Genomic DNA, 12,834 nt, shown 5'->3' with positions numbered 1-12,834 from the left:
TTCGACTGCGCCGGAAGTGGGGCGAATTATAGACGTCCAGGATTTGCCGTCAAGCCTTGATTTGGTTTTTCTATCAATTAGTTGAAGTTGATTAAAAAACCACCAAACCCATCTGTATCAATGCCTCTATATAGAAGAAACGATTCAGATAACTCCCGCGTCTTTTAATGCAGCGACGTTCGCCTCCCCCAACCCGAGCACACTCCTTAGCACCTGAGCCGTATGCTCCCCCAATAAAGGAGGCGCACTTCGGTATTCCACAGGCGTCTTGGATAAACGAATCGGGCTGGCAACCTGAGGCACCATTCCCGCCAATGCATGGGGTAACTCCATCGCCAATCCACGCGCCTTGACCTGCGGGTCGGCAAACACCTGGGCCAGGTCATTGATCGGCCCACAAGGTACGCCCACCCGCTCCAACAACGACACCCACTCAGCCGTCGTCTTGAAGACCGTAGCCTGACGAATCAACGGAATCAGCTCCGCGCGATTGGCCACCCGTGACTTATTGGTACAGAACCGCGGGTCATCCGCCCACTGCGGCTGCCCAGCCACCTCAGCAAACTTACGAAACTGCCCGTCATTCCCGACCGTAAGGATAAAGTCGCCATCGGCCGTGGGAAAATCCTGATAAGGCACGATATTCGGATGAGCATTACCAAGACGCTGTGGCGACACCCCCGTCGTCAGGTAATTCATGGCCTGGTTAGCCAGGCAAGCGACCTGCACATCGAGCAACGCCATATCGATATGCTGCCCACCACCGTCATGATCCCGGTGCGCCAACGCTGCCAGGATCGCCACGGTCGAATAAAGCCCCGTGAGAATGTCAGTCAAGGCCACCCCGACCTTCACCGGCCCAGCCCCGTCGTCGCCCTCAGGTCGACCGGTAAGGCTCATAAGCCCACCCAGCCCCTGAATCATGAAGTCATAACCTGCGCGAGCCGCATAGGGCCCTGTCTGACCGAACCCGGTGATCGAGCAATAGATCAGCTCCGGGTTGATCTCTTTCAGCGACTCATAGTCCAACCCATACGCCGCCAGTCCGCCCACCTTGAAGTTCTCGATCAAGACGTCCGACTTGGCAGCCAGGTCGCGAACCAGCTTTTGCCCCTCAGGCCGCGTGAAGTCGATGGTCACCGACTCCTTATTGCGATTCGCAGAGAGGTAATACGCCGCCTCACTGGTGTTCTCGCCATAGGCATCCTTAAGGAAGGGCGGCCCCCAGGCACGGGTGTCGTCGCCATTACCCGGCCGCTCGACCTTGATCACCTCAGCCCCAAGGTCCGCGAGTATCTGCCCGGCCCAGGGGCCCGCGAGCACTCGCGATAAATCCAGTACCCGCAGATGCGAAAGCGCGCCCATGCCCATGCTCCTATTAATAGAAGGCCTGAAGACCGGTTTGCGCGCGCCCAAGGATCAAGGCGTGCACGTCGTGGGTACCTTCATAGGTATTCACCACCTCCAGGTTGACCAGATGACGCGCCACACCAAACTCATCGGAAATACCGTTGCCGCCCAACATGTCCCGCGCCATACGAGCGATGTCCAGGGACTTGCCGCACGAGTTGCGCTTCATGATCGAGGTGATCTCGACCGCCGCCGTACCCTCGTCCTTCATCCGCCCCAGGCGCAGGCAGCCCTGCAGGGCCAGGGTGATTTCAGTCTGCATGTCGGCCAGCTTCTTCTGGATCAACTGGGTAGCCGCCAACGGGCGACCGAACTGCTTGCGATCAAGGGTGTATTGGCGCGCGGTATGCCAGCAGGCCTCGGCAGCACCCAGCGCGCCCCAGGAGATGCCGTAGCGTGCCGAGTTGAGGCAGGTGAAAGGTCCCTTCAACCCGCGCACATCCGGGAAGATGTTTTCTTCCGGCACAAACACGTTGTCCATGACGATCTCGCCGGTGATGGAAGCGCGCAGACCGACCTTGCCGTGAATCGCCGGAGCGCTCAGGCCTTTCCAGCCCTTCTCCAGGACAAACCCACGGATATCGCCCGCGTCGTCCTTGCCCCACACCACAAAGACATCGGCGATCGGGCTGTTGGTGATCCACATCTTGGCGCCGGTCAGGCTGTAGCCGCCCTCGACCTTGCGTGCGCGCGTAATCATCGCGCCCGGGTCTGAGCCGTGGTCAGGCTCTGTAAGACCGAAGCAGCCGATCCACTCGCCAGAGGCCAGCTTCGGCAGGTACTTCTGCTTTTGCGCCTCCGTGCCGAATTCATTGATCGGGACCATGACCAGTGACGATTGCACACTCATCATCGAACGGTAGCCCGAGTCGACGCGCTCCACTTCGCGCGCGATCAACCCGTAGCTGACGTAGTTCAAACCGCTGCCACCGTACTGCTCGGGGATCATCGCACCCAGCAGCCCGGTTTCACCCATTTCGCGGAAGATCGCAGGGTCGGTCTTTTCATGGCGGAAGGCTTCCAGCACGCGCGGCGCCAGCTTGTCCTGGGCGAATTGCTCAGCACTGTCACGCACCATGCGCTCTTCTTCGGTGAGCTGTTGATCCAGCAGCAGCGGATCGATCCAGTTGAAGCTTGCCTTGCCAGCCATGAATAAGTCCTCGTTCAGAAAGCAGAAGTCGTGCATGGAGCCTAGGCCGGGCGAGCGCAGAGGGCAAACGAGGTTTCCGCATAAGGTTGTGCTAATTTCTCACTTCGAGAAGATCAAGAAGGGCGCAGACGCGCTTTATCAGTGAGCACACGGTACATGCGCAGAAAAATTCCCAGCACCACGGCCCTTATCAGTTTTGAGTCGGCAGCCCGCCACGAGAGCTTTACCAAGGCGGCACACGAACTTTCCATCACCCAGGGCGCCATCTGCCGACAAATCGCCAGCCTGGAGGAGTTTTTGAGTGTCGAGCTGTTTCGGCGCTCTCGTCGCGGGGTCAAGCTGACGGAAGCCGGGCTGTCGTACAGCCGTCGTGTGGCCACCCAATTGGACGCGGTGGAGCGTGACACGCTGTCGGTTATGGGGCAGCAGGGCACCAACGTCATCGAGTTGGCCGTGGTCCCGACGTTTGGTACTCAGTGGCTGATACCGCGCCTAAAGGACTTCCAACGCCAGCACCCTGAAGTCACGGTCAACCTTACCAATCGCACGCGCCCCTTTCTGTTTGCCGACACTGAGTTCGACGCTGCAATCTACTTCGGCGACGCCGACTGGTCCGGTACCGAATCCCACCGGCTGATGGGAGAAAATCCTGTACCCGTGTGCAGCCCGCGCCTGCTGGGCCAGCGTCATTCGTTCAACCCTCAGGAGATCGCAGATCTGCCATTGCTGCAGCAAACCACCCGGCCTTATGCCTGGCGCCAGTGGTTCAACGCTCAACAATTGAACGTACCACGCGACATGACAGGCCCCCGTTACGAGCTATTCTCGATGTTGTCCCAGGCTGCCATGCATGACATGGGAATTGCGCTGATCCCACCTTTCCTTATCCAGCGAGAGTTGGAAGAGAAGCATCTGGTGGTTGCAAGCCCCAAAGCGCTGGACAGCTCAAAGGCTTATTACTTGATGATTCCCGAGAGAAAGGTCGAATCCGCCTCATTGCATGCATTCAGAGATTGGCTGATCGACCAGTCGAAACGCTACAACCCAAGCAAATAGGTACCAAAAGCGCTTTATTGACCTTGTAGTCAGATAAATTATGAACCTACAGATATACGTATATGTCGCCTTTTAGCAGACTGTACCTATCGGGTAAAAATAAGGCTCAAGGCCATGATTCTTATGGCTTGTAGCGACAGTCACCGGCCAATGCACGACCATTCACACCGGCGATGGTCAAACACAATAAAACCGCTTGAAGCCCTTTAAATACCTGTATTTAAAGAGGTTATTTCCAAGCATTGCGACAATCAGTCACAGGGTGACTTGTAGTTAATTTTTCGTCACCCGTCATAATCCCTTGAAGGCCGTAAAGTTCGCCTGCAAAATGCCGCGCCCCGCTGTCATTTAGGCGGGATCGTGCTGATCGGCCGCCCCAGTTGCGCCACCCACGGTGCACTGGCCTTTTTACAAAAAGATCAAAAGCAAAAAGATCATGCAGGAGATTTGACGTGCACATTGGTGTTCCTCTCGAAACCCAGACCGGTGAAACGCGGGTGGCTGCCACCCCGGAAACCATCAAGAAGCTGATCGGCCAGGGCCATAAGGTCACTGTACAAAGCGGCGCAGGCATCAAGGCCAGCGTTGTCGACAGTGCCTATGAAACGGCAGGCGCAACCATTGGCAGCGCCAGCGATGCGTTTGGCGCCGAGCTGATTCTCAAGGTGGTGGCGCCCAGCGACAGCGAGCTTGCGCTGATCAAAAGCGGCACTGTGTTGGTGGGCATGCTCAACCCGTTCAGCAACGAAACCATTGCCAAGCTGGCCGAACGCGGCATCACCGCCTTTGCGCTGGAAGCCGCGCCACGCACCTCGCGCGCCCAGAGCCTCGATGTGCTGTCGTCCCAAGCCAACATTGCCGGTTACAAAGCCGTATTGCTTGCCGCCCATCACTACCCGCGCTTTATGCCGATGCTGATGACGGCCGCCGGCACGGTGAAAGCTGCGCGTGTGCTGATTCTCGGTGCCGGCGTCGCAGGCCTGCAGGCGATTGCCATGGCGAAACGTCTGGGTGCCGTGATCGAAGCGTCTGACGTACGCCCAGCGGTGAAAGAGCAGATCGAATCCCTCGGCGCCAAGTTCGTCGACGTGCCCTACGAGACCGATGAAGAACGCGAATGCGCCGTCGGTGTTGGCGGCTACGCGCGCCCCATGCCTACCAGCTGGATGCAGCGCCAGGCCCTGGCCGTGCACGAACGCGCCAAGCAGGCCGACATCGTGATCACCACCGCGCTGATCCCGGGCCGCAAGGCACCGACCCTGCTCAGCGCCGAAACCGTCGCGCAGATGAAGCCCGGCTCGGTGGTCATCGACCTCGCTGCAGCCCAAGGTGGCAACTGCCCGCTGACCGTGGCCGATGAAACCATCGTGGAAAACGGCGTGATCATCTGCGGCCCGACCAACCTCGCCGGCGCAGTCGCCGCCGACGCGTCAGCCTTGTACGCACGCAACCTGCTGGACTTCCTGAAGCTGGTCTTCAACAAGGAAGGGCAGTTTGAACTCAACCTCGAAGACGACATCGTCGCCGCGTGCCTGATGTGCCGCGACGGCCAAGTCATCCGCAAAAACGCCTAAGCAGGGATTCAGACGATGGAAGAGCTTATCTCCCCCGGTATCTACAACCTGATCATCTTTGTGCTGGCGATCTATGTCGGTTACCACGTGGTCTGGAACGTTACACCCGCGCTGCACACCCCATTGATGGCGGTGACCAACGCGATTTCGGCGATTGTGATCGTCGGCGCCATGCTCGCTGCGGCACTCACCGTGACGCCACTGGGCAAGACCATGGGCACGCTGGCCGTGGCCCTGGCGGCGGTCAACGTGTTCGGCGGTTTCCTGGTGACGCGCAGGATGCTGGAGATGTTCAAGAAGAAAGCCCCGAAAGTAAAAGAAGAGGCGCCGAAGTAATGAGCATGAATCTGGTCACGACGCTCTACCTGATCGCGTCGATCTGCTTTATCCAGGCCCTCAAAGGCCTTTCGCACCCCACCACGTCGCGACGCGGCAACCTGTTCGGCATGCTCGGCATGGCGCTGGCGGTGCTTACCACCGTGGGCCTCATCTATAAGCTTGGTGCTGAGTTGGCGACTGCCGGCATCGGCTACGTGATCGTCGGCCTGCTGGTCGGCGGCACCGCCGGTTCGATCATGGCCAAGCGCGTGGAAATGACCAAGATGCCGGAGCTGGTGGCGTTCATGCACAGCATGATCGGCCTGGCTGCGGTATTCATCGCCATCGCGGCCGTGGTTGAGCCGCAATCCCTGGGCATCGTCAAACACCTGGGCGACGCGATCCCTGCGGGCAACCGCCTGGAACTGTTTCTCGGTGCCGCCATCGGTGCCATCACCTTCTCCGGTTCGGTGATTGCGTTCGGCAAGCTGTCGGGCAAGTACAAGTTCCGCCTGTTCCAGGGCGCACCGGTACAGTTCGGCGGCCAGCACAAACTCAACCTGGTGCTCGGCTTGCTGACCCTCGGCCTGGGCCTGGCCTTCATGTTCACCGGCAACCTCACGGCATTTGCCCTGATGTTGGCTTTGGCCTTTGTGCTGGGCGTGCTGATCATCATCCCGATTGGCGGCGCCGATATGCCGGTAGTGGTGTCGATGCTCAACAGCTACTCCGGCTGGGCCGCAGCGGGTATCGGCTTCTCGCTGAACAACTCGATGCTGATCATCGCCGGTTCGCTCGTAGGCTCCAGCGGCGCGATCCTGTCGTACATCATGTGCAAGGCGATGAATCGCTCCTTCTTTAATGTACTGCTCGGCGGTTTCGGCAATGCGCCGGATGCCGGGGCGGCGGCAGGCTCTAAAGAAGCACGCCCGGTCAAATCCGGCTCGGCTGATGACGCGACCTTCCTGCTGACCAACGCCGACACCGTGATTATCGTTCCCGGCTACGGCTTGGCAGTAGCGCGCGCACAACACGCGCTGAAAGAGCTGACAGAGAAGCTGACCCATCGTGGCGTGACCGTGAAGTACGCGATCCACCCCGTGGCAGGTCGCATGCCCGGCCATATGAACGTCCTACTAGCCGAGGCGGAAGTGCCCTACGACCAGGTGTTCGAGATGGAAGACATCAACTCGGAATTCGGCCAGGCCGATGTGGTACTGGTGCTCGGCGCCAATGACGTGGTCAACCCGGCCGCCAAGAATGATCCAAACTCGCCGATTGCCGGCATGCCGATCCTCGAAGCGTTCAAGGCCAAGACCATCATCGTCAACAAGCGCTCGATGGCCAGTGGTTATGCCGGTTTGGATAACGAATTGTTCTACCTGGACAAGACCATGATGGTCTTTGGTGACGCCAAGAAAGTCATCGAAGACATGGTCAAAGCCGTCGAATAACACTGCTACAGCGCAATACCCATAACCCCGGCCTCGCGTAGGCTGGGGTTTTTTATTACCGCATGAAACCCGACCAAAGGCTCTAAATCGCTGCTCGGCATTCGACCATGGTAGCGGGCCGAAACTTTTTGAAATCACTACACTGCCCACCTTGCTTCCGTAGCCTGAGATAACAATTCATGTACCGTGATCGTATCCGCTTGCCTTCGTTGTTGAACAAGGTCATGAGCGCGGCAGACGCCGCCGCACTGATCGAGGACGGCATGACCGTCGGCATGAGCGGCTTCACCCGTGCCGGTGAAGCCAAGGCCGTCCCCCACGCCCTGGCCGAACGCGCCAAGACTTCGCCGCTGAAAATCACCCTGATGACCGGCGCCAGCCTGGGCAATGACCTGGACAAGCAACTGACCGAAGCCGGCGTGCTGTCCCGCCGCATGCCATTCCAGGTCGACAGCACCCTGCGCAAGGCCATCAACGCCGGCGAAGTGATGTTTATCGACCAGCACCTGTCGGAAACCGTCGAGCAGTTGCGTAACAACCAGCTCAAGCTGCCGGACATCGCCGTGATCGAAGCCGTCGCGATCACAGAGCTTGGGCATATCGTGCCGACCACCTCCGTGGGTAACTCGGCCAGCTTTGCGATTTTTGCCAAGCAGGTGATCGTCGAGATCAACCTGGCGCACAACCCGAACCTGGAAGGGTTGCACGACATCTATATCCCGACTTACCGGCCAACCCGCACGCCGATCCCGCTGGTGAAAGTCGACGACCGCATCGGCAGTACTGCGATCCCGATCCCGCCGGAAAAGATTGTCGCTATCGTGATCACCAACCAGGCCGACTCGGCTTCCACCGTGACGCCGCCGGACGCCGACACCCAAGGCATCGCCAACCACCTGATCAACTTCCTCAAGCAGGAAGTGGACGCCGGGCGCATGACCAACAAGCTCGGCCCGCTACAGGCCGGGATCGGCAACATCGCCAACGCGGTGATGTGCGGCCTGATCGAATCGCCGTTCGAAGACCTGACCATGTATTCCGAAGTGTTGCAGGACTCGACCTTCGACCTGATCGACGCCGGCAAGCTGAGCTTCGCCTCGGGCAGTTCAATCACCTTGTCCGAGCGGCGCAACGCTGACGTGTTCGGCAACCTGGAGCATTACAAGGACAAGCTGGTGCTGCGCCCGCAGGAAATCTCCAACCACCCGGAAGTGGTGCGGCGGTTGGGCATCATCGGCATCAACACTGCGCTGGAGTTCGATATCTACGGCAACGTCAACTCCACCCACGTCTGCGGCACGCGGATGATGAACGGTATTGGTGGCTCCGGGGATTTTGCGCGCAACGCGCACCTGGCGATCTTCGTCACCAAGTCGATTGCCAAGGGCGGCGCGATTTCCAGCGTGGTGCCGATGGTCAGCCATGTGGACCACACCGAGCATGACGTCGACATCCTCGTGACCGAAGTGGGCTTGGCCGACTTGCGTGGCCTCGCACCGCGCGAGCGGGCACGGGTGATCATCGACAACTGTGTGCACCCAGCGTACCGCGACGCGTTGAACCGCTACTTCAACGAGGCCTGCGCCATCGGTGGGCATACCCCGCACATCCTGCGTGAAGCACTGAGTTGGCACATTAACCTGGAAGAAACCGGGCATATGCTCAAGGCTTGATTGATACAGATCCGAGCTGATGCAAATACAGTTTCATCAGCTCGGCCTTCCAGCGCTCACTTCTGTAAAAAACTGTACTGCTGTACCGGTCATTTCCTACCGAAATATCCTACGCGCCAAGCCGAAATTGCTTATTTCGCACCGCTTAAGTGCAGACAGGTACAGTTGCCCCAATTTCGTACAGTACAGCCCCTTTAAACAGTTAACTGGCCCCTCACAATACAGGTGAACTGTATCTAGAGAGTCTTGCGTCGGAGGAGGATCATTGGCATCAGTTAAACCACTACCTAATCCCGCCACAAGCGGAAGGATGTCATCATGGAACGTACACTCAGTTCCGAACTGTTCTTCGAAGAAAAAGCTGTAAACACCCAGGCTTCCATGCCTTTGCGCGTTCTCGCCAACCTGATGTTGTGGCAGCGCCGCATCTCCAGCCGCCACCAACTGGCTCGTCTGGATTCGCGTCTGCTGGCTGACGCCGGTATCAGCGAAGCTCAACGCTACGAAGAGCTGAGCAAGCCGTTCTGGCGCTAATTGGCGCTCGCTGGCCCTGACCCACCGGGTCCACCGCCAGCACTGATTTGTCAAAACAAAGCCCGCCCCGGGTATCCGGAGGCGGGCTTTGTTGTTTCCGGAGTTCGGGTTTTCAGCGAGTGAACAGTCGCCCTTTGTATCAACAGGTACAGTTTAAAAAATATAACAGTTAAGCAGTACAATTTAACCTTGGTGTATCTGTAACGGTCAAACCCGCTCGCCCAACATGGTGTTCCCAGACCTCATGAAAGGCGCTCGCCATGGATACGCCACTTCTCAGCCGATTATTGCGCCGCACACTCTCCCTGCTGGCCAAATGGGCACGCCGCGCTTACGAAAGACGCCAGCTCGCGCAGTTGGATCCGCGCGAACTGTCCGACCTCGGCATCAGCCACGGCGACCGGATAACGGAGTTGGCCAAACCGTTCTGGCGTGACTAGGCAGTCAAGAGGCTATCCGAACGGATAAGCGGCGGCTTAATATCCGACCACCACGTGGCGAACCGCGTAGAGCAGGCGTCTGAACCTCAATGGCTGACCTGCGCCGCCTTATTCGTTCATCTACAGGAGTCACCCCATGTCCCGTCTTCGCCTGCTCAGTGCCGCCGCTCTGCTGGCCTTGGCTGCCAATGCCAACGCGACCAGCTTCATCGTGACCACCGACTCTATCGTCGGCGCGCTGAAAGCCACTTCCGACGCCACCTCCGATGCCACTTCGTCCCTGCGCGACAATAAAGTCGTGCGCGCTGCGCGTGACGACGCCGCCAGCTTTGTCGCCAGCGAAGGCGCCATCCGTGGCGTGAAGCTCGAAAGCGCCCTGGCGCAGATCCGCCAGCAGGCCCCACAACTGAACACCGCCACCGACGCACAATTGGCCCAGGCGATCCTGGCGATCTGACACAGAATGTATCAGGGAGCGCCACCCGCTCCCTGACACCTTCACTGGCTCTCGCCCGGGCATTGCGCTAGCCTTGGCGCTCGTTTTCAGTTGTCGAGTCCCATGGCTTTTTCATACCGTCTGTTACTAGCCCCTGTGATGTTTTTCGCGGTCGGGTCGCCAATGGCTTTTGCCTTTGACCTGACCACCCAAAGCACCGTCGCGAGCGCGTACGCCACCAGCAAGGTGACCTCCGCGCCCTTCGACCGGAAAGTCATCGTTGCCGCCCAGGATGACGCCGCCGCGTTCATCGCAACGGACGGTGAATGGCGGGGGGCACGGTTGGAATCGGCACTGGATTACCTGCGCCGCAGCCAACCAAAACTTAGCGCCAGCGACCTTGAACTGGCGCAGGCAATTCTCGTCCAATAATCATCTTTGTATTTCCATCTTTGTATCTGGAGTTATTCCATGCGTAGCCCGCTGATCGCCGCCACCCTGGGCCTGCTGTTGTTGGCCGACGTTGCACAGGCGCACACCCTGGTAGCCACCAGTAACATCATTGTTCGCGCCTCTGGCCGCACCATTGATTTCACCTCGGACACCACCACCTCCATCCGCGACTCCAAGGTCGTGCGCGAAGCCCACGATGACGCCGCCAGTTTCGTCGCCACCAACGGCGAGATCCGTGGCGCTCAACTTGAAGCCGCCTTCGATACCCTGCGCACCCGCCTGCCGGAAGCGCGCGACGCCAGTGACCAGACCCTCGCCGAAGCTATCCTCGCTCTGTGAGGCGCCTCGCTGCCTGGCTCCTGGCCGGGACTGTTCTGCTCTGTGCGAGCGCAGCCCAGGCCAGCCTGCAACTGCGGCTCAAGTCTGATGGCTTGAGCCCGGCCGAACAGCAGGCCAGCCAGGCATTGCTTGATGAAGCGCTGCGCTCGCTGCCGCCGCGCTTTATCGAACAGCTGGACCGAACCATCGACGTCGGCTGGACCGACAAGATGCCCGAGAACGCCTATGGCCAGGCCTCTCTGGTGTCGGCGCTGGACCTCAACCGCAACCTGCTCGCCAGCCTGACCGACGGCAGCGCCGCCACCCAGAAAACCAATCGCCCCCACGGCACCGTGCGCCGGGAAATGCTCGCCACCGTGCTGCATGAACTGACCCACATCTATGACCGTGCGCGCCTGTGGCCCAAGGACGAGCGCGCGCTGATCAACCGCTGCAGCCGCCAGAACAACATCACCGGCCTGATCGGCCTGCCCGACCAGTGCCGTGGCCAGAACGACCGGCGCTTCACCCTCAGCGATGACCCGCGCCTGCTCGACCTCGCCGGCTGGCCGCAATATGTCGGCCGCCGTGGCGAACGCGAACAGCACAACCGCCAGATCGCGCGCAGCCCGGACATCTACGAAACCACCAGCCCGCTGGAGTTCGTGGCGGTCAACATGGAGTACTTCCTCCTCGACCCAAGCTACGCCTGCCGGCGTCCCGCGCTGTTCCGCTATTACAAGGAGCACTTCGGCTGGGCCCCGCCGGAGCAGGACACTTGCGAAAAGACCTACGCATTCCTCAACGCCGGTAATGATTTCGCCAAAACACCGCTGGGCCACGTCGACCCGGAGCGCGTCTACGAGATCGACTACCTGCTGGCCGAAGCCAACCAGAACCTGGTGAGCCGCTGGGGGCACAGCATGTTGCGCCTGGTGATCTGCGCGCCGGGCCGCCCCCGTGGCCCGGATTGCCGACTGGACCTGGACCAGCACCTGGTGTTGTCCTACCGCGCCTTTGTCGGTGACGTACAGCTGTCGAGCTGGGATGGCCTGGTGGGCAAATACCCATCACGCTTGTTTGTCCTGCCGCTGGCCCAGGTAATCGACGAATACACCAAGACCGAACTGCGCGGCCTGGCGTCGGTGCCGCTGAAACTCACGCGCCAAGAGATCAACGACACCGTCGAGCACGCCGCAGAAATGCACTGGAGCTACGACGGCAGCTACTTCTTCCTGTCCAACAACTGCGCCGTCGAAAGCCTCAAGCTGTTGCGCAGCGGCAGTGCCAACCCGCAACTGACCGGGCTGGACAACATCACCCCCAATGGTCTGCTCGAAGTGCTGCAAGCCCGCGGCCTCGCGGATACCAGCGTACTCAATGACAAACGCGAGGCCCTGCGCCTGGGTTACCACTTCGACTCGTTCCGCGAACGCTACCAGGCGATGTTCGACGTGCTGCGCAAACACCTGCCGATCAAACAGACCCAGGTCGAAGACTGGCTGGCCCTCAGCGCCGCAGAGCGCCGCCAATGGTTCGACCAGGCGGATCTGCGCACCAGCGCCGCGCTGTTGCTGCTGGAGCAGGCGAGCTTTCGCAAACAGTTGATGCTGGCCCAGGACGAAGTGAAGCAGCGCTACCTCGGGGCCCGCGAACTTAAAAACGGCGGCATGGAGAAAGCCAACGCTACCTTGCAGCAGATCCTCGCCAACAGTGGCTTCCTCAGCCGCCCGGCAGAACTGCTCGGCAGCGGCGGCTACGGCCTGCCGCAACCGTCGGAGTCCGAGCGCCTGGAATCGGAAAGCGCCGAGCGCCAGAAGCAGCTGCAATCGCTGACCGGCGAGCTGGATAAAGAGGTGAGGGCGCTGCTGGAGCCATCCCGCGCTGCTGAAATTGCGGCCTGCGAAGCCAACCTCAAGCAAGTCGGCGAGCATCTGCGCAAACTGCACAAAGCCGCCGGCGGCCTCGAACTGCCCTGAAATCCCCAGATTAAACACAGTTCAAATGCCTGAAGACCG

General features: G+C 59.8%; 13 protein-coding genes. 11 read left to right on the top strand and 2 right to left on the bottom strand.

The features are described 5' to 3' along the window. Positions 1-144 precede the first annotated feature (144 nt). Both AC0IYH_RS27885 and AC0IYH_RS27880 read right to left on the bottom strand, forming a co-directional pair. Positions 145-1,365, bottom strand: a complete 1,221-nt coding sequence (locus AC0IYH_RS27885) for a CaiB/BaiF CoA transferase family protein (protein WP_471837244.1) — start codon at positions 1,363-1,365, stop codon at positions 145-147. 13 nt (positions 1,366-1,378) lie between these two features. Beyond that, positions 1,379-2,560: an acyl-CoA dehydrogenase gene (locus AC0IYH_RS27880; protein WP_116627195.1), complete on the bottom strand. Its 1,182-nt coding sequence runs from the start codon at positions 2,558-2,560 to the stop codon at positions 1,379-1,381. 156 nt (positions 2,561-2,716) lie between these two features. On the opposite strand from AC0IYH_RS27880, the gene AC0IYH_RS27875 reads away from it, so the two are divergent. The 11 genes from AC0IYH_RS27875 to AC0IYH_RS27825 all read left to right on the top strand — a co-directional run bounded on the left by AC0IYH_RS27875 (position 2,717) and on the right by AC0IYH_RS27825 (position 12,795). Further along, a complete protein-coding gene (locus tag AC0IYH_RS27875; RefSeq protein WP_471837243.1) occupies positions 2,717-3,616 on the top strand; it encodes a LysR family transcriptional regulator in 900 nt (299 codons plus the stop codon). Between the two features lie 452 nt (positions 3,617-4,068). Further along, positions 4,069-5,190, top strand: a complete 1,122-nt coding sequence (locus AC0IYH_RS27870) for a Re/Si-specific NAD(P)(+) transhydrogenase subunit alpha (RefSeq protein WP_471837242.1) — start codon at positions 4,069-4,071, stop codon at positions 5,188-5,190. A 15-nt stretch (positions 5,191-5,205) separates the two neighbouring features. Continuing rightward, positions 5,206-5,526 carry an NAD(P) transhydrogenase subunit alpha part 2 gene (locus AC0IYH_RS27865; protein ID WP_003187417.1) on the top strand — a complete coding sequence of 107 codons (321 nt, stop codon included), beginning with the start codon at positions 5,206-5,208 and terminating at the stop codon, positions 5,524-5,526. Beyond that, positions 5,526-6,962, top strand: coding sequence for an NAD(P)(+) transhydrogenase (Re/Si-specific) subunit beta (locus tag AC0IYH_RS27860; RefSeq protein ID WP_017736001.1), 1,437 nt, complete (start codon positions 5,526-5,528; stop codon positions 6,960-6,962). The genes AC0IYH_RS27865 and AC0IYH_RS27860 overlap by 1 nt, the downstream gene beginning before the upstream one ends. 179 nt (positions 6,963-7,141) lie before the next feature. Further along, complete coding sequence (locus AC0IYH_RS27855; protein WP_122774286.1) at positions 7,142-8,635, top strand: acetyl-CoA hydrolase/transferase family protein; 1,494 nt, start codon at positions 7,142-7,144, stop codon at positions 8,633-8,635. 318 nt (positions 8,636-8,953) lie between these two features. Then, positions 8,954-9,169, top strand: a complete 216-nt coding sequence (locus tag AC0IYH_RS27850; protein WP_032885015.1) for a DUF1127 domain-containing protein — start codon at positions 8,954-8,956, stop codon at positions 9,167-9,169. Between the two features lie 260 nt (positions 9,170-9,429). Next, the gene (locus AC0IYH_RS27845) at positions 9,430-9,609 is read left to right on the top strand and encodes a YjiS-like domain-containing protein (RefSeq protein ID WP_122774288.1); all 180 of its coding nucleotides are present in this window, start codon (positions 9,430-9,432) and stop codon (positions 9,607-9,609) included. Between the two features lie 136 nt (positions 9,610-9,745). Beyond that, entirely contained in the window at positions 9,746-10,066 is a 321-nt protein-coding gene (locus AC0IYH_RS27840; RefSeq protein WP_028618671.1) for a DUF2388 domain-containing protein, read from the top strand. A gap of 102 nt (positions 10,067-10,168) precedes the next feature. Further along, positions 10,169-10,477 carry a DUF2388 domain-containing protein gene (locus AC0IYH_RS27835; protein ID WP_116627189.1) on the top strand — a complete coding sequence of 103 codons (309 nt, stop codon included), beginning with the start codon at positions 10,169-10,171 and terminating at the stop codon, positions 10,475-10,477. A 39-nt stretch (positions 10,478-10,516) separates the two neighbouring features. Then, positions 10,517-10,837, top strand: a complete 321-nt coding sequence (locus tag AC0IYH_RS27830) for a DUF2388 domain-containing protein (protein WP_027608008.1) — start codon at positions 10,517-10,519, stop codon at positions 10,835-10,837. Further along, a complete protein-coding gene (locus tag AC0IYH_RS27825; protein WP_471837238.1) occupies positions 10,834-12,795 on the top strand; it encodes a DUF7844 domain-containing protein in 1,962 nt (653 codons plus the stop codon). The genes AC0IYH_RS27830 and AC0IYH_RS27825 overlap by 4 nt, the downstream gene beginning before the upstream one ends. The last annotated feature ends 39 nt before the right edge of the window (positions 12,796-12,834 follow it).

This window comes from Pseudomonas sp. AC463 (assembly GCF_979253585.1).
This window is presented reverse-complemented; position numbering and strand designations above follow the sequence as displayed.